Source organism: Streptococcus sp. HMSC10E12 (genome assembly GCF_001807855.1).
Lineage (GTDB): Bacteria > Bacillota > Bacilli > Lactobacillales > Streptococcaceae > Streptococcus > Streptococcus salivarius.
On record NZ_KV791087.1, the window covers coordinates 39,371 to 57,737 of the forward strand.

The window sequence follows — 18,367 nt, forward strand, 5'->3', positions numbered from 1 at the left end:
AGCATTGCCTTGTAACAAGTCAAAACCTGTATTTGCATGGCTGACACGAGGTGTTCCCAAGGCTTTGGGACTATAATCAGTCCGTTCCTCATACCAAACGTTACTAGGGTGGATTTCTGAGATTCTACCAGTCTCAATTAATTCTTTAAAGTAGTGGCGGCTATATGGCAACATTTCTTTGTCTAACTCACAAATGTCTGCTAGAAATGATTGGCCGTAAAAAGTCTTGATTCCTAGTTTTTGCAACATGAGATGGTTCATGGTCGTATCCGAGAAGCCAAGAAAAATCTTTTGTTTGATAACCTTTTGTAGTTGGTCATTTTCAAAAAGATAAGGTAGCAAGCGATAGGTATCGTTTCCACCGATGGCGCATAGGATCATATCGATACTATCATCAGAAAATGACTGAATCAAATCCTCCGCACGAGCTTCGGGATGTTCTTTGATAAAGTCTAAGCCTTTTAGTGAATGAGGTAAAAAAATAGGATTGAGTCCCAGGTCTTTGAGTCGTTGGACCCCCAAGTCCACTTCGTGCTTGACAAAGTCCTCTCCGATAACCCCACTAGATAAACTTACAATACCAATAGTAGAAGCCATATATTATCCTCCTAGAAATAAATTGATGCTATTGTATCATAAAGAATGATAGAAAAATATAAGGAATAGCGTTAGACATACGATTTTGTGTCAATAAAGCAATAGAAAAATAACCGCTCGAAGTGCTTACTTCTTTTTATCTGTTTGTGCTAAATTTGGACCATTTGTGGCAGAAGGATATTATTATTCTTGAATTTGCTATGTTAGATGTGTATAATGATGTCACAGCGAACTATTGAAAGAGGTCGTTGCTCATTACAACACAAACAATTAACCAATTTAATTCACTTGCTCGACCTAATCTTGCTACAGGTTATAGGAGGAAATCTAGATGACAAAAAGTAACAACAACCAAATTACGGATATCTTAAACAATATCTATAATCTTATTATAAATCCAGAAACAACTGAAAATGAGAGAGAGTTGCTCGTAACGTTTAAAAATGAAATAGAAGTTGGGAAGAAGGATAATGACGAACTTCTTGCAGAATTAAGGAGAGCTATTCAAGTTCTAGCAGTCAGCAATCTTTCTAAAGGGAAATCACTGAGTTCTGGAGTGAGTGACTTGAGTAAGACTCTCACAGAATTCCAAGAAAAATCAGAGCGTAACATTAATCTAGCAAGAGGATTAACATCACTCGGCAGTTTGTCTTTTAAATGATTTATCTGCTTGTGATGATTAGTAAAATGACCAAAAAGCTCAACTGAATTCAACCTGCTAAGTTGGGTTTAGTTGAGCTTTTATTGTTCTTATCTTGAGTGTCATAATACCTAATTTTCGCTATTTAAGAAAATAAAGAGAAGTAATCGTCTGATTACTTCTTTTTGTCTCCCAAAAACAGCTTGCTAAAATCACTGTTCCAATGATATAATACAAATACATTAATTTAATTTTATGAGGAGTATTTATGAAAAAGCGTAAGAAAATTATTCTTAGCTCCATAACAGGAGCTTTGGCCTTAGCTCTTGCTGGAGGCGGTTTTTGGGCTTATAAAACCTTTGTTCCGCAAGAAACGCCAATTGATAAGAATGCTACGGTAGCTTCTAATTTTTATCAAGCTGTTAACAAGGACTGGCTCCTAAAAGCCAAAATTCCCGCTGATTCTCCAAGCATTGATAATTTTTATACTTTAGGGGAAGATATCAAAGGAAAGCTTAAGAAGGATATCATAAATTTAGGGGAGGGTAAGGAAACGTCAGATATTACGGGGATGCCTGAGTTTATCACCTTCTACAAGGCTGCTAGTAATTACAAGCAACGTGAGAAAGATGGTCTTGAACCTCTCAAACCTTATCTAAAAGAAATTGAGGAAATCAAGGATCTGAATGATTTGGCCAGTAAATCTGCTAGCTTGACTGATAAGGGGATCCCTCTTCCATTTGGTTACAACGTTGGAACTAACGCAGAGAATACCAGTCAAAAACAAATTCAACTGAGTCCCCCAAGTATCTTATTGCCAGATGTGTCTATTTATAAAGACGAGGCCAGCAAGAAACAATATTTGACTCCAATTGAAACAGCCACGCAAAAAGCCTTGGAAATGCTTGGATATAGCGAAAAAAATAGTAAACGCATTGTCAAAGAAGCACTGGAGTTCGACGAAATCATTGCTAAGTACAGTCTCAGTAACGAAGAGATGTCCGAGAGTAAGAATTTAGTTCACCCTAAAACAGCAGAAGAGATTAATGCCTACTCTGGTTCCTTCAAATTATATGATGTCATTAAAGGCATTATGGGACGTGATTTAGAAACCATCAATGTCCCTAATACCAAGTATTTTGAGAACTATAGTAAAATCGTTAATCAGGATAATTTTTCTAAAATAAAATCATGGATATTAGTGCAAGAAGCTATGGCAGCGTCAAATTCTTTGACAGAAGATTACCGTTTGAATTTTGCATCGATTAGCATGGCTATTATGGGCACACAAAAGCCAATTTCTAAAGAAGATACGGTCTATGAGATGAGTGTCAATCTGTTTAGCGATGTCATGAGTGTCTATTATGGACGTAAATACTTTGGTGAAGAAGCCAAGACTGATGTGACAGGTATGATTGATAAAATCAAAAATGTCTATCGTGGCCGTCTCCAACAGAATGATTGGTTGGCGGAAGATACACGCAACAAGGCCATCGAAAAGTTGGATAAAATGAAGGTTTTTGTAGGTTATCAGGAAGATGTGGATCCTGGTACTAAGGAACTACATCTTGACCCGAACAAGTCCTTCTTTGAACTGTCAGAAGACATTGCCCAGTTCGGAAAACGTTATACCATTGATCATTTTGATGATCCTATTGATAAGATTAAATGGTCTGGTTCTGCTTTTGATATCAATGCCTATTACAACCCAGAAAGCAACAGCATCAACTTCCCAGCTGGTATTTTGCAGTCTCCATTTTATGACAAGAACCAAAGTACTGAAAAGAACTATGGTGGTATCGGTGTCGTGATTGGACATGAAATTACCCATGCCTTTGACTCGAATGGTGCCGATTATGATGAGAACGGCGACATGCACAATTGGTGGACAAAAGCTGATAGCAAAGCTTTTGACAAGAGAATCAAAGCCTTTGAAGACCAGTGGAATGGTTTGGAAATTTACGGGACTAAGGTAAATGGAAAACTCACAGTCACTGAGAATGTCGCAGATGCTGGCGGTCTCTCATCCACACTACAAGTTCTCAAAACAGATATGACAAAACCTAACCTCAAGGATTACTTTGAGAACTACGCAGATATCTGGAAACAAAAGGCCAGCCTACAGTACAATAAATATACCATGGTACAAGACGTCCACGCACCTAACGAACTGCGTGTTAACCAACAACTTAAGAATCTTCCTGAGTTTTATGAAGCTTACCCTCAAATCAAGGAAGGCGACGCCATGTATCTAGCACCAAGCAAACGCATTAGTTTGTGGTAAAAAGTCTTGCTGCTTTGCTAATCAAGAATAAGAGAATTTGGAATGTAAACATCCCAGATTCTCTTTTTATGTTGTAGCTTTGGGGAATCATTTTCTAGTGTTATAATGGTGCTATTAAGGAAAGGATTCAAGAATGATGCATAAAAGTAATCTGATAGAAGATAATAAAAGAGGTGAGAATCAGAGCTTTCTCTACTTCCTACACGAGGAGAAAAAATTTGACGTAAAAGCACTTGATGATTTGTGTCACTACATCATAGAACTGGATACAATCAGCCTAGAGCAGTTGAGAGATATCCATTATATTGAAAATCAAATACTACGTCATCTCGTGTATCATTTTGATGATAATGATCTAAGTAAGATTTCCAATCTCCCTTTTGAGTATTGGGAGTATATAGAGCCCTTTGAACGCTTGGTGGCATGTTTGTATGAGGGTGATGGTGAGGAATGACAATTATCCAGGGCATAACAAAGACTTAATCGAGCGTTTAAATCAACAGTATGGCTATGCTAAAGATGTCAAGAAATATTTTGACTTGAAGTAGATTGATGATAGAGATTTTGCCGGTAGCCTTACTAGGTTTTAGACAAAAAGAAAACACCAGAAAAAATGATTTCTGGTGTTTTTGAATACATTTTGGCAAAAATGAGGTATTTTTAAATGCTTACAGTTGTTAGTTTGATATTAATCCTTTTTCTCTGTAGCTACGCCATTTTCGTCAATAATATAGGTTTTTCCATCTTTTTCAAGCGTAGTGTTAGTGGTAATTGGAGAACCTTTTGAGTATGGACTAACTGATATCGGCATTTCAAAATGATAAAGTTTACCATCAAACTCTGCCCATTCGCCACTAAAAGGAGTAGTCATATAAATTTCAGGGTTGAAATAATAAAGCCTATTATCTTCTAACCGAATGACACCTGTTTTTACAACTCCATTTTCATCAGAAACACAGAAATTATCCCAAGAGATGTCTGTAGCTGTATTCCGTAGAAGTCGTCCTTTAGGGCCCAAAAGATAGGTCTTTTCATTGATATTTTGTAGATATGTTCGGTTTTCAGCTCCCCATGGTGGGCTGATATAGTAGGTTTCATTATTATGAGTAACCCATCCGAACTGTAGATGACCGTCCTTATCAGCATAATAGTATTTGTAGTCGCCGTCAATATCATCAGAAAGCATACTACCGTCTTTTTTGAAGAAATAATCGAAATCACCTATCTTGTGTCTATCATTTCGAACTTGGTAGCCATCTTCTTTAAAATAAACACGTTTACCTTCAATAGTTGCCCAACCAAATATCTGGCTTCCATCCTCGCCAAAATAAGTATATTTTTTAGAAAAGTAATCGCCTGTTTTATGGAATTTATTTACGAACATAGCACCAGTATCGTTATCGAAGAAATAGTACTTTCCATCAAGCAGAAGTCGTTTTCCTTTGGCTTGTTTTCCAGTTGGATCAAAGTAGTATTTTTGATGATTAATAATTTGAAGTCCAGTGGCTAACTGTCCATTTTCTTTAATATAAGCCCAATCACCATCTTTATCTTGAATAAATTGTCCAGGTTTGTTCATCGTTACATAACCATTTTGGTCAATGACATAACGAATACCATTAAGTTCAAGTGTTCGGTTAGTCCACATAGCTCCGCTGTCTCTATCGAAATAATGTGTTTGACCGTCAATTTCGACAAGTCGTCCCTTAGCTTGTTTGCCCTCTTTATCAAAGTATAGAGTGACATTATCTATTGAATGGAGTCCGGTGACAGCTTTTCCCTCGTTATCAAAGTAGTACCAATTCCATGCATCATCGTGTTCGAAACGATTTGTTAGTTTAGTTTCGGTCGCTACTCCTTTATCATCAATGAGGTAGGCTTTTTTATTGTAAACTAAGGTCTTGGAAACTGTAAGAGGGGAAGTTTCGGAAAGCGAACTTGTTCTATTGAAAGCATAGAATTTATTGTCACTTTGAATTACAGTTTCTTCAATCTTGGTTAAATCTGTGTTTTCTGGAAGTAGATGTCCGATGTAAAAATCATTGTTTTCATCAAGATAGTATAGATTACTATAATTATCACGAATAATACGTTTAATCTTATCGGTCTTTGTTCGTACTCCGTGGTCAATAATGTCTACTTCTTCCCTGACGGTATGGGTATAACTTCTTCCACCATTCTTGTAAGTTCTGTTTATGCTAGGCTCTAAGTGGTATAGCTTATCATCAATCGTTTTCCAAGTAGGTGTTGTAACTGTAAACATTTTGGGGATATTGCTATTATCAAAATAGATATTTTCAAAATAATAGAGTTTACCATTATTTGCAGTGCTAACACCAGTAAGTAGAACTCCATCCTTATCTGTACCTACGATGCCAGAGTAGTATGCATCATAATCCAGTTCCTGACGTCCGAGTAAAGGTCCGAGATAGTTTTTTAGAAGTTTGCCTTCAAAATAGTAATAGTCCTTGCCTCCTTTATTGACTATACCAGTGACTGGTGAACCAGAATTTGAAAAATAGTAGTCATCACCATTAATATGATGTTCTCCGGTTAGTACTTGGCCAAATTTATTGGAGCGATAACTAGTATTTAAAGTTCCAGCAAAGACACGTAATGACTGAATATAAAAGGCATCTTTTACCAATTTTCCATGATTATCAAAGAGGTAGTCTTGTCCTTTGAAGGTAGTAAGAGCATTTTCAACTCGACCAGTATGATCAAAATAATAAAGTTGATCGCCAACTCGATGCCATCCATAGTAACGTCGACCATCAGAACCATAATAGATGTTATACGTTTTTGCAAATGGTTCCCATCTTCTGATTTCAATAGACCAAGTATGCCAATAGTTGGTTTTTACAGCACCTGAATAGTGACTAAAATAGTAATGGAAGCCGTCTATGATTCTTTCGCCATCTTTCGCTTGACGACCTTCTTCATCAAAGTAAAGAGTTACTCCATCTACATTTTGCCATCCTCTTAGTTTCTCTCCTGTTGCGGTGTAATAATACCAGTTCCCTGAGGAATCCTCTTGGAAATGGCCACCAGAAACAAGTGGAAGTTGTGGAAGTTTCTGCTCAGTTTCAATCAAAAGTCCATTAGCTTCTGCGTGGTAAGTTTTTCCATTAATAGTGATGTCGGTATTTATAACCTTATGACCACTATCCTTATCAAAGTAATAGGGTTCGATACCTATTGTAACGATTTCACCCTTGGCCTGAACACCGTCTGGGTAGAAATACATGTCGAAGCCATCTATAGTCTGTTCGCCTGTTAGAAGTTTCCCTTCTTTATCACTATAGTACCAGTTGCCGTCGTCATCCGACCAAAAACGGTCACGAACCAATTGGCCAGTATTTTTTTGAAAATAATAGGAATTTCCATCTAGGATGACAAAGGCATCTTTAGCTTGAACACCATTAGGGTAAAAGTAGAGTGTAATATTGTCAATAACTTGTTTACCGATAAGTGCTTTCCCATCTTGGCCTAAGTAGTACCAATTTCCATTCTTATCAGATGCAAAAGCATTGCGAGTAAGTTGTCCGCTATCTTTCTCAAAGTGATATGTTGCTCCATTAACGTGACGGGTGTCTCCTTTGACTTGCTTACCATCGGCATCGAAGTAGACATTCACATTATCAATATTTTGCATACCAGTAAGTGCTTTCCCATCCTTAAAATAGTACCAGTTGCCCTGATCATCGCTAGTGTAATGACCGCCGGATATTACGGGACTTTCTTCTAATTCATGGGCTGCATTTGTTTCAGAATGTGATGTTTCAGAGCTTACGACTTCACTGCTAGTAACAGTAGAGACTTCCGAACGAAGAGCTTGTTGAGAGTTAATTTCAGAAGTACCTATGTCTGAAATAGCTGCATCAGTGACACTTTGTTTAGATTCAGTAGAAGTAGTTTCAGTGATGATTTCACTTGAATTTGTTGTGACTAAAGATTTGTTTTCCTCTGGTTTAGTAGTGACTTCATTAGTTGACGGGCTTATGACATCGATTGCATTTTCTTCTATGCTGTTTTCAACCGTTGGTTCTGAGGTGGGGTAAGTCTGTTCAGCTGCGGACACATAGCCCAAGCTTGCAAAACTAAGTCCTAGAGCTAGACCAGTTACTGCAATGGTTACCCATTGCTTTTTTACTTTGTGAAGTTTAAAGTATACTTTCTTTTCCATGATAATGCTCCTTTCATAAAACTAAATAATAGTAGCAAGGATATGGTTAACTCATGAGTAAAATTAAGTTAGCATTATGGTTCTCTTACTTACACATCAAGTTTATCATCACATTTTAATAAAATCAAAGAATTGTGTAAGCGTTTTTATTTTTGTATAAACTCTTTCCAACTCTACTCTAAACAAAACTGATAGTATATGAATGATGAACTTTCATTAAAGAGTGTTAATGATGTATTTGCTTTAAGTTAGCAGCGGATAGATCCTTGAGTAGGGTATTTTTGATATTCATAATATGCTATTCACTGATTTTAGAACGCCACCAAAAAAAGCCACTGGCATACAATACCAATGGCTTTTAACAATTTATTTCTTCTTCCCTAGTACAAAATAACGGCTAGGGATTTGTTGTGTCAAACTGACTGCGATGGCGATGGTAAAGGAGGCCAGGAAACAAGCTCGTAGGAAGCTGAGGCCGAGGTCTGCATTTCCAATCAAGAGGAAGTAGACCGCACGGTAGAAGCTCATCCCTGGGATGAGTGGGAACATGCTTGAGGCTAGGAAGACTGTAGCTGGACATCTACGGTAGTGGGCCAAAAAGCGTGAGGTGATAGTGACTAATAGGGCTGGGAAGAGGATGGCGAGGACCTCGTGATGGGTATTATTCCAAATCAAGAGGTAGAGGAGCCATGAGCCTGCTCCTAGGGTCCCAAGGTCTAGGAAGTATTTCTTAGGCACTCGGTAAAGCACGGAGAAGGCTGCTGTCCCTAGTCCTGCCATGAAGGTCTGAATTGAGACCCCCAGCCATGAGGTTGACGGTGTTGAGAACATGCCTGATAACTGTTCCGCAAAGGGAAGAATGGAAATCATGGCAAGAACACCGACAGAGATAGATAGACAAGTGGAGACCCCTGACAACATCAGGGCTAGACCGCTATAGTAGTTGTTCTGGGTGAATTCTCGAATGGCATTTACAAAGTAGGCCCCAGGAATCAAAATCATCAAGGTGCCCAGAATAATCACGCTACGATGTTGCCCGATACCCAAATAATAGAGAATATTAGCTGATAAAGCGGCAATGGCACTAGAGAGGATAATCTGCAAGAAACTGGTATGAATAAAACGGGAAAAGAGTTGCATACCAATCCCCACAAAAAGCCCCGATATAGCCGCAGCAGTCCCATCAATCCAGCTACTTCCAAGAGCTAGCGAGAAGCTCCCTGCACCAATGACACAGGCTATAATATCCTCTAAGGGACGATAGAAAGTCTTCTGCTCAATGATTTTCAGCTTTTGGAAAATGCTAGATACAGGCTGATTTGGTTGTTCTGCCAGTTCTCGAGACAGGCGGTTTACTTCCTCTAGTTTACCTAGATGGATAGACGGGACTGAGGTAGCTAGGACACGAGACTCCTTAAGACCTGAGCGGTTGAGTCCAGAAATCATGACTCCTCGATTGACCACATAAGTGGAGAAGTCTCTGATACCAAGAGACTTGGCCATGTGTCCCATGGTGTCCTCGATACGGTAAATCTCAGCACCGCTCTCCATAAGGACACGGCCTGCCTGAAGGACGGCATCCATTTCGTTTTTAGTTTCTGTTTCTGTCTCTCTTTGGAAATCGATGGTCATTTGAATCTCCTTATCGCTTAATTCGTCATTCCATTATAAGGTTTGAATGGTGGTTTTTCAATAGCTTTGGCGACTAAAATAGGACTTTCTATGAAATTTTTCTTCTACTTAATGATAGAGGTCAGGAAAATGGAGGTCTTGCCTTTTGCCTTGCTATTGATAGAGGCAAATGCTACAATTGAATTATAAAATGTATGCGTTTACATATTTTTACGCTGTCTTTCTCAAAAAGCCTTGAAGTCCTTTATTTAAAGGGAATTAACAATCACAGAAGGAAGCCAATGTAAGTGCAATAGTTGATACCTTTGAAAAGGAGGCAATCCCATGAAAAAAATTATCAATAAACCTGAAAATGTAGTGACAGAGATGCTAGATGGCTTGGCTTATGTTCACAGTGATTTGGTACATCGTGTTGAGGGGTTTGACATCATCGCAAGAAATGAGCAGGCTGCTGGTCAGGTTGGTCTCATTTCTGGTGGTGGAAGTGGTCACGAGCCAGCTCACGCAGGTTTTGTAGGTGATGGTATGCTTTCTGCAGCCATTGCAGGTGCTGTCTTCACGTCACCAACGCCAGATCAGATTTTGGAAGCTATCAAGGAAGCGGACCAAGGAGCTGGTGTCTTCATGGTTGTTAAAAATTATTCTGGCGACATCATGAATTTTGAGATGGCTCAAGAATTGGCTGAAATGGAAGGCATCGAGGTTGCTAGTGTTGTTGTAGACGATGATATTGCTGTGGAAAATAGCCTCTATACACAAGGTCGTCGTGGGGTTGCAGGTACTATTTTCGTTCACAAAATCCTAGGTCATGCGGCTCGTGAAGGTAAGTCTCTGGCTGAAATCAAGGACTTGGCTGATAAGATTGTTCCTAACATCCACACCATTGGTTTGGCCCTTAGTGGTGCGACGGTTCCTGAGGTTGGTAAGCCTGGTTTTGTCCTAGCTGAGGATGAAATTGAGTACGGTATTGGTATCCATGGTGAACCAGGTTATCGTAAGGAGTCTATGCAGCCATCTCGCCAGTTAGCTGAAGAATTGACAGGGAAACTCCTTGAAGCCTTTGAGGCTAAGGCAGGTGAACGCTATGCCCTTCTCATCAATGGTATGGGTGCGACACCTCTCATGGAGCAGTATGTCTTTGCTAACGATGTAGCAAGCATTCTTGGAGAAGTTGGACTAGAAGTGGCCTATAAAAAATTAGGTAACTACATGACATCGATTGATATGGCAGGTCTTTCATTGACGCTCATGAAGATTGAAAATGACGCTTGGCTTGAGGTTCTGGAGAGTCCTGTTAAGACCATCGCTTGGTAGTCTGACATGAAAACTAGAAATTAGGTATATTATGGATAAAACAGTTGCAGAAAAATGGATGCAAGGCTTTGATCAAAAGGTTGAAGCAGAAAAAGACCACTTGTCTGAATTAGACGGTCCTATTGGAGATGGTGATCATGGTGCTAACTTGGCGCGTGGTATGGCGGCAGCCATTGAGGCTATTAACAGTACTGAACCACAAAGTACGGCAGAAGTTTTTAAGGCAGTGTCTATGGCCTTGATTAGTAAGGTTGGTGGTGCTTCAGGTCCGCTTTATGGGTCTGCATTTATGGGCATGATGAAGGCTGAACAAGCTGGTCAAGATTTGGCAGGAGTGCTTGAGGCAGGTCTCGAGATGATTAAAAAACGTGGCCATGCACAAGTTGGTGAAAAGACCATGGTGGATGTTTGGCACCCAGTTGTTGAAGCTGTCAAACAAGGTCAATTAACCAATGACCTTATTGATCAAGCTGTTCTTTCAACCAAGGAAGTTGTGGCTACCAAGGGGCGTGCCTCTTATGTAGGTGAGCGTTCTATTGGTCACATTGATCCAGGCTCTTATTCGTCTGGTCTACTCTTCAAAGCCTTGCTAGAAGCGGAGGGCTAGGATATGCCAGAACTTGGAATTGTGATTGTGTCCCACTCTGCGGATATTGCTAAAGGTTTGGTGAGCCTGATTCGTGAAGTCGCTCCAGATATCCCTTTGACGGCTACAGGTGGTCTGGAAGATGGTGGCTTGGGATCTAGTTTTGACCATGTCCAAGTGGCTGTGGAAAGTCAGCCAGCCAACCGACTCTTGGCCTTTTACGACCTAGGTAGTTCCCGTATGAATTTGGAAATGCTTGAGGAATTTTCAGACAAGGAAATCCTTATTCAACAGGTACCTCTCATTGAGGGGGCCTATGCGGCTTCAGCCTTGCTTCAGGCAGGAGCGAGTGAGGTTGAAATCTTATCTCAGATTAATGAATTGACCATTCAAAAATAGAAAAAGGAAAACTATGACAAATCAAATTAAGTACAACTGGGCTAGTCTTGGAACTGGCGTTATTGCCAACGAATTGGCACAAGCCTTGGAAGCTCTTGGCGGGAAACTCTATTCCGTAGCCAATCGTACCTACGACAAGGGAGTGGCCTTCGCTGAAAAATATGGCATTGAAAAGGTTTATGAAGAGATTGACCAAGTCTTTGAAGACCCTGAAGTGGATATTATCTATATCTCAACGCCTCATAATACGCATATTAATTACCTTCGCAAGGCCTTAGCAGCTGGCAAGCACGTCCTCTGTGAAAAATCCATCACCCTAAATAGTGAGGAATTGGCAGAAGCTATTCAACTGGCCGAAGAAAATCATGTCAAACTGGCAGAAGCCATGACCATTTTCCATATGCCTATCTATCGAAAACTCTCTGAAATCGTGGAAAGTGGTAAGCTAGGACCTCTCAAGGTCATCCAGATGAACTTCGGTTCTTATAAAGAATATGACATGACCAACCGCTTTTTCAATCGTAATCTGGCAGGTGGTGCTTTGCTTGATATCGGTGTTTATGCCCTTTCCTTTGTACGTTGGTTCATGACGTCGCAACCGACAGAGATGGTTTCACAGGTTAAATTAGCTCCAACTGGTGTTGATGAACAAGCGGGTATTCTTCTTACCAATGCAGAAGGGGAAATGGCAACGGTGACGCTAAGTCTTCACGCCAAACAGCCTAAACGTGGTACTATCGCCTATGACAAGGGCTATATCGAACTTTATGAATACCCACGTGGGCAAAAGGCGGTCATCACCTATACGGAAGATGGCTCACAAGAAGTCATCGAAGCAGGAGAAACCGCTAAAGCCCTCCAGTATGAGGTCCTCGATATGGAAGCAGCCGTTGCAGGCGAGGATGATCGTACCTACCTCAATTACAGCCGAGATGTCATGGACCTCATGACTCAACTCCGTAAAGACTGGGGTTTGACCTACCCAGAAGAAGAGTAGGAGTTTTGAAAACAGAGTAAAAAATTAGACTTATGTACTGACTCCAAATAGATATGCTGTCAATTAAAGTGAGTTTTTAGCTCTATATTCCATAGAAGTAAGGTCGTTTAATTGATTCTATATAAATACATTTATGTCAAAGGAGAAAGACTATGAGAAATTTTGCAAGTCCGTCACGTTACATTCAAGGTGAAAATGCCTTATTTGAAAATGCAAAAACCATTTTGGAACTAGGAAGTCATCCTGTACTATTGTGTGATTCAGTAGTTTATGACATTGTGGGTCAACGTTTCGAAGAATACCTCGTTCAAAATGGACTTAAAGTTGTTCCAGTCTTCTTTAATGGTGAAGCTTCAGATAATGAAATTAATCGTGTGGTAAGTTTGGCCAAAGAAAAGGGCTGTAATTTAGTCATTGGTTTAGGTGGTGGTAAGACTATTGATAGTGCTAAAGCCATCGCAGATCTTCTTAAATCACCAGTAGTGATTGCTCCTACCATTGCATCTACAGATGCTCCGGTTTCAGCCTTGTCTGTTATCTATACGGACGAAGGTGCCTTTGAACGCTACATCTTCTATTCTAAGAACCCAGAATTAGTTTTGGTTGATAGTAAGGTTATCTCTCAAGCGCCAAAACGCTTGCTCGCTTCTGGTATTGCAGATGGCTTAGCAACTTGGGTAGAAGCTAGGGCAGTTATGCAAGCAAATGGTAAAACCATGCTAGGCAAACACCAAACACTTGCTGGTGTTGCCATTGCTGAACGCTGTGAAGAAATCCTTTTTGCAGATGGTTTACAAGCCATGGCTGCCTGTGAAGCAAAAGTGGTAACGCCAGCCCTTGAAAACATCATTGAAGCCAATACCCTTCTCAGTGGTATCGGATTTGAAAGTGGTGGCTTGGCTGCGGCTCATGCTATCCATAATGGTTTCACAGCCCTCACTGGCGATATTCACCATTTGACTCATGGTGAAAAAGTAGCTTACGGAACTCTTGTACAATTGTTCCTAGAAAATCGTCCAAAAGAAGTTTTGGATAAATACATTCGTTTCTATCAACAAATTGGCATGCCAACCACTCTTAAAGAAATGCATCTTGAAAATGCAAGTTACGAAGATCTTCTCAAGGTTGGTCAACAAGCAACAATCGAAGGAGAAACTATTCATCAAATGCCATTTGAGGTGAAAGCTTCTGATATTGCGCAAGCCATCGTTGCTGTAGATGCTTATGTTCATGGATTAGCCTAAGTAAATTTGCTCTTTTGTAGGGAAAGTGCCACCATTCCCGTATAGGAATATTATCCCCCTCAGGCACTTATCCCAACAGGATAGACAAATTGTTATAGGAAAGGGTTCAGTTCTATATTAGATAGGACTGTGCCCTTTTTACTATTTAAAATCCAATATTTCCAAAGTCCCTCAAAGCGTTTTAAGAACTTTTGAAAACATAAACCATTTTCAAGAAATCCTGATTTAACAGTCATTTCACTTGTGTAAGCGTTTTAAAAAGTGTATAATATAGGTGGAAAGATAGGAAAAGGAGATGGCTAGTGGCTAGTATAACAATTGAAGCGAGCAAGGTAGCTAGAAAGAGTCCTATTCGCGTAGACAGTAGTCTTGTGGGGACAGTTTCTGGAGTGGAAGACGTGAGCGTTTCCCTACCATCGTCGAAAGCTCGTTTGAGTGTCGGAAAGTTGGGTTACAAGTCTAACACCATTACCGTTGAGGACGGACAAACCGTTCGTGTTACTAGCAATTTTCTAAATCGTTTCATAGCGATAGCGCCATTGTTACTCTATCTTGTTGGAGGCCGTTACCTCCCACTTGTGGCAGTCCTATCTACTATAATTTTGCTTTTTAGCTTACCTTTTCTCAAGTTAGAAATCGTAGGCTGATTAGAATCGGGAGTGGCTTAGCCCTCTGTTTGATACCTTTAACTCACTTTTTCATAATAATGCTAGGCCACTCCCTTTTCATTGGGAACGGGTCGAGACGAAAGAGTGGGTTATCAAAAAGGGAACTCGATAGAGTTTCCCTTTTTTCTTTCTCCAACTAAATGCAATTCTAAAAGACCTCAGTTTTACTAACTGAGGTCTTTGTTGTTTCTAGTCATGCATTATTTACGATACAATTTGTCGTATTGATAGTAAGGGTCGAAGGTCACATTGATACCAAGCTTACGGAGAACATTTTTATCTTCATCAGTAAGGATGATGGTTGAGTGGGCTTCAGACCCCTTGAGGTTACCTAGTTCCTCCATGGCACGCGCCGCATCCGCATTGTTAGCAGCTGTGATGGCCAAGGCAATGAGGATTTCGTTTGAGTGGAGGCGAGGGTTACGGCTACCTAAATGGTCAATTTTCAGACCTTGGATAGGTTTAACCACCTCAGGCTCGATAAGTTTAGTATCCTTATCAATACCTGCAGAAGTCTTGATAGCGTTGATTAAAGCAGCCGCAGTTGGACCAAAGAGTTCTGAATTTTTACCAGTGACAATTTGGCCATTTGGCAATTCAAGCGCAAGGGCAGAACCACCTGTTTCTTCAGCCTTAGCGCGTGCTGCAACGACCACTTGGCGATCTTCAGGAGTAATGCCAAGATCGTTCATGAGCAACTCAATCTTTTTGACAGCGGTCTCAGGAACACGTTCATTTTTGAAATCAAGGACGGTTTGATAGTAGCGACGGATAATCTCTTGTTTGGAAGCTTCTTTGGCAGCCTCATCATCCGTAATGGCAAAACCAACCATGTTAACACCCATATCTGTAGGTGAAGCGTAAGGTGACTCACCAAGGATGCGCTCAAGCATACGTTTGAGGACTGGGAAAATCTCGATGTCACGGTTGTAGTTTACCGTAGTTTTGCCATAAGTTTCCAAGTGGAATGGGTCAATCATATTGACATCATCAAGGTCGGCAGTGGCAGCTTCATAGGCCAAGTTGACTGGGTGATGAAGTGGCAAATTCCAAACTGGGAAGGTTTCAAATTTTGCATAACCTGATTTGATGCCATTGATTTGGTCGTGGTACATGTTAGACATACATGTTGCCAATTTACCAGAACCAGGACCAGGAGCTGTAACGACGATAAGGTTACGGCTGGTCTTGATATAGTCGTTTTTCCCCATACCTTCAGGAGAAATGATATGGTTCATATCCGTCGGATAGCCCTTGATTGGGTAGTGGATGTAAGACGTGATGCCATTTTTTTCCAATTGGTTACGGAAAGCATCGGCTGCAGGTTGACCTGAATACTGCGTAATAACAACAGAACCCACATAGATATTGAGCTCGTTGAATTTATCAATCAAACGAAGGACTTCTTGGTCGTAGGAAATGCCAAGGTCACCACGAGCCTTAGAGTGCTCGATATTGTTAGCATTGATGGCGATAACCACTTCAACCTGATCTTTAAGCTCTTGAAGGAGCTTGATTTTATTGTCAGGCTCATAACCAGGAAGGACACGAGCAGCGTGGAAATCTTCCAACATTTTACCACCAAACTCCAAGTAGAGTTTCCCGTCAAACTGGTTAATACGCTCCAAAATATGGTCGCGTTGCAGATTCAAATACTGTTCAGAACTAAAAGCTTGTTTCTTCATAAATAAAAATACCTCTGAGAAAAATTATATCAAATGCCGAAGGTAAATGCTATTAGCGAAAGTCGATTTGTTGGAGAAAAAGAGTTTAAAGTCAATCATGATTAGAATATTTAATTTCATAAAGGTTTCACATTTGTCGTCTATAATTAGAATAAGAAATTAAAGCATCCTCACTTATCTTTGGTATAGCTGAGGGCTAATGTCTTAAATGGAGGTGGAAGATGGTTCTCTTACAACAGGCAACTGCTTATATTTTTCGCAAAAAAACGCGGAATTTTATCCTTTTTCTCATTTTATTTTTGATATTATCTTGCTTGTATTTTTGTTTCTCTCTTATGCAAGTTGGTGGAGGAATGAAAGCACAAATCAGGAAGTCAAGTGGGGCAAGTTTTGCTCTGGTAAGTAAAGAAAGAGGCAGTGCATTTTCCTGGAAAGAGGGGGAAAAGATTAGTCATCTATCTGATGTGATGACAACGATACCTGAATATATAAGCCCAGTACGACTAATCGATAAGAAGGTCGTTACAGGAAAACAAACGGTGGAACGTGATGACCTTGATAATGAGGCTAATCAAGCCTTGGGGGCCACTTTCACTAAGGGAACAGGGCAAAGTGTTGATTTTAGGAGTGGTGCTTTTCAACTCCTTAAAGGGAAGCACTTATCTGCTAAAGGGCAAATTATGATTCATGAATCGCTTGCTAGGAAAAATAAGCTAAGCGTCGGAGACAAGCTGACCTTGTCAAATTTTCAGATGACTGAAAGTGGTGCTAAGGAAATGACCTTTGATATCGTTGGTATTTTTTCTGGCAAGAAGGAGGAGACATTTACTGGAATGTCCTCAGATTTAAGTGAAAATCAAGTCTTCCTCCATTATGAGGACGCTAGCCAACTGCTTAATTTGACTGATAAGTTAGTGACAAAATTATCCTTTGGTATTAAGAATCCAGATAGAATCGACCAAGTCATTAAACAAGTGAAACAATTAGATATCGATTGGTATCGTCTACGTTTGGACGAGGACCGAAAGGCTTTTGACTCCTTGAAGGAATCGTCTCAAGCGCTACAAGGAATCGTCAGAACGATGATGATTAGTTTAATTGTTACAGGAGCAGGTATCCTCTCGTTTTTAATGGCACTATGGACGCGTGAGAGAAATCATGAGATAGGTATTCTTTTAGCAATTGGGAAGAGCAAGGGACGCATTTTTGCTCAATTTCTTATGGAGATATTGTTGGTGTCCCTTATGTCTTTGCTACCAGCCCTTGCTATTGGACGGCTACTAAGTCGACTGTTTTTGCAAGAATTTATAGGACAGCAAGGGCAGCAACAGGCTCTTCAGTTATTAGATCAAATTCCTCAGGGACTACCTTTAGGGCTATCTTATCTATGTCTTCTAGTCTTGGTAATATTATCGCTCGGTGTGACAACAGGTCTCATTTGGCGCAAAACTCCAAAAGAAATCTTATCTAATATGAGTTAAGGAGAAAGGAACACTATGTTAGAACTCAAAGATGTTACGTATAGTTATCAAAATAAAAGTGAAGCTATCTTCTCGAAGGTGAATTATCGTTTCGAGAAAGGTAAATTTTATAGTATTATTGGGCAATCTGGAGCGGGAAAAACGACCTTACTTTCCCTTTTGGCAGGTCTTGATTATCCCAAGAAGGGGCAGGTCTTGTTTAACGGAGAAAATATCAAGAAAAAAAGCTCTAGTTATCATCGTAGACACCATGTTGCGCTTGTTTTTCAAAATTACAATCTCATTGATTATCTTACACCTTTAGAAAATGTACGACTTGTTAATAAAAATGCTGATAAGAAGATACTTTCTGAATTGGGATTAGATGAAAAACAAATTAATCGAAATGTCCTGCAACTTTCAGGTGGGCAACAACAACGCGTAGCTATTGCACGGGCTTTGGTTTCAGAGGCTCCGATTATCTTAGCAGATGAACCGACAGGAAATCTAGACGACGAAACTGCCAAGGATATTATTGCTATCCTTAAAAGAATGGCCTTAGATCGCCAAAAATGTGTTATAGTTGTCACGCACAGTAAGGAAGTTGCTCAGGCATCTGATGTGGTTTTAGAGTTGAATAAGAAACAACTCATAGAAAAGAAAAAATAAAGAAAG

General features: G+C 40.0%; 15 protein-coding genes. 11 read left to right on the forward strand and 4 right to left on the reverse strand.

Annotated elements, in window-relative coordinates; all coding sequences use genetic code 11:
- A partial coding sequence (locus HMPREF3112_RS11605; protein WP_256262650.1) for an LD-carboxypeptidase occupies positions 1-597 on the reverse strand: 597 nt, incomplete at its 3' end.
- 331 nt (positions 598-928) lie between these two features.
- Here HMPREF3112_RS11605 and HMPREF3112_RS03410 point away from each other — a divergent pair.
- The 3 genes from HMPREF3112_RS03410 (at position 929) to HMPREF3112_RS03420 (ending at position 3,975) form a co-directional block, all read left to right on the forward strand.
- Positions 929-1,258 (forward strand): bacteriocin immunity family protein, encoded by a 330-nt coding sequence (locus tag HMPREF3112_RS03410; RefSeq protein WP_038676384.1) that lies wholly within the window; start codon positions 929-931, stop codon positions 1,256-1,258.
- Between the two features lie 247 nt (positions 1,259-1,505).
- A complete protein-coding gene (locus HMPREF3112_RS03415) occupies positions 1,506-3,521 on the forward strand; it encodes a M13 family metallopeptidase (RefSeq protein WP_070438079.1) in 2,016 nt (671 codons plus the stop codon).
- A gap of 133 nt (positions 3,522-3,654) precedes the next feature.
- The gene (locus HMPREF3112_RS03420; RefSeq protein WP_013990329.1) at positions 3,655-3,975 is read left to right on the forward strand and encodes a hypothetical protein; all 321 of its coding nucleotides are present in this window, start codon (positions 3,655-3,657) and stop codon (positions 3,973-3,975) included.
- Positions 3,976-4,209: 234 nt separating this feature from the next.
- On the opposite strand, the gene HMPREF3112_RS03425 is transcribed toward HMPREF3112_RS03420, so the two are convergent.
- A complete protein-coding gene (locus tag HMPREF3112_RS03425) occupies positions 4,210-7,707 on the reverse strand; it encodes a KxYKxGKxW signal peptide domain-containing protein (protein ID WP_070438082.1) in 3,498 nt (1,165 codons plus the stop codon).
- A 366-nt stretch (positions 7,708-8,073) separates the two neighbouring features.
- Complete coding sequence (locus HMPREF3112_RS03430) at positions 8,074-9,339, reverse strand: threonine/serine exporter family protein (protein WP_048675270.1); 1,266 nt, start codon at positions 9,337-9,339, stop codon at positions 8,074-8,076.
- Between the two features lie 324 nt (positions 9,340-9,663).
- Here HMPREF3112_RS03430 and dhaK point away from each other — a divergent pair, with 324 nt between their 5' ends.
- The 6 genes from dhaK (at position 9,664) to HMPREF3112_RS03460 (ending at position 14,526) form a co-directional block, all read left to right on the forward strand.
- Positions 9,664-10,653, forward strand: coding sequence for a dihydroxyacetone kinase subunit DhaK (gene dhaK, locus HMPREF3112_RS03435; RefSeq protein ID WP_048675273.1), 990 nt, complete (start codon positions 9,664-9,666; stop codon positions 10,651-10,653).
- 31 nt (positions 10,654-10,684) lie between these two features.
- The gene (gene dhaL, locus HMPREF3112_RS03440; protein WP_048675277.1) at positions 10,685-11,260 is read left to right on the forward strand and encodes a dihydroxyacetone kinase subunit DhaL; all 576 of its coding nucleotides are present in this window, start codon (positions 10,685-10,687) and stop codon (positions 11,258-11,260) included.
- Positions 11,261-11,263: 3 nt separating this feature from the next.
- On the forward strand, positions 11,264-11,638 hold the full coding sequence (gene dhaM, locus HMPREF3112_RS03445) for a dihydroxyacetone kinase phosphoryl donor subunit DhaM (RefSeq protein WP_048675279.1): 375 nt from the start codon (positions 11,264-11,266) through the stop codon (positions 11,636-11,638).
- A gap of 13 nt (positions 11,639-11,651) precedes the next feature.
- Complete coding sequence (locus tag HMPREF3112_RS03450; RefSeq protein ID WP_048675281.1) at positions 11,652-12,635, forward strand: Gfo/Idh/MocA family protein; 984 nt, start codon at positions 11,652-11,654, stop codon at positions 12,633-12,635.
- Positions 12,636-12,787: 152 nt separating this feature from the next.
- A complete protein-coding gene (locus HMPREF3112_RS03455; protein WP_048675284.1) occupies positions 12,788-13,879 on the forward strand; it encodes a glycerol dehydrogenase in 1,092 nt (363 codons plus the stop codon).
- Between the two features lie 302 nt (positions 13,880-14,181).
- On the forward strand, positions 14,182-14,526 hold the full coding sequence (locus HMPREF3112_RS03460) for a hypothetical protein (RefSeq protein WP_002885337.1): 345 nt from the start codon (positions 14,182-14,184) through the stop codon (positions 14,524-14,526).
- A gap of 221 nt (positions 14,527-14,747) precedes the next feature.
- Here the strand turns inward: HMPREF3112_RS03460 and HMPREF3112_RS03465 are convergent, their stop codons facing one another.
- Positions 14,748-16,232 carry a DUF1846 domain-containing protein gene (locus HMPREF3112_RS03465; protein ID WP_048675286.1) on the reverse strand — a complete coding sequence of 495 codons (1,485 nt, stop codon included), beginning with the start codon at positions 16,230-16,232 and terminating at the stop codon, positions 14,748-14,750.
- Positions 16,233-16,453: 221 nt separating this feature from the next.
- Here HMPREF3112_RS03465 and HMPREF3112_RS03470 point away from each other — a divergent pair, with 221 nt between their 5' ends.
- Positions 16,454-17,713, forward strand: a complete 1,260-nt coding sequence (locus HMPREF3112_RS03470) for an ABC transporter permease (RefSeq protein WP_070438085.1) — start codon at positions 16,454-16,456, stop codon at positions 17,711-17,713.
- Positions 17,714-17,728: 15 nt separating this feature from the next.
- Complete coding sequence (locus HMPREF3112_RS03475; protein WP_048790034.1) at positions 17,729-18,361, forward strand: ABC transporter ATP-binding protein; 633 nt, start codon at positions 17,729-17,731, stop codon at positions 18,359-18,361.
- Positions 18,362-18,367: the final 6 nt, after the last annotated feature.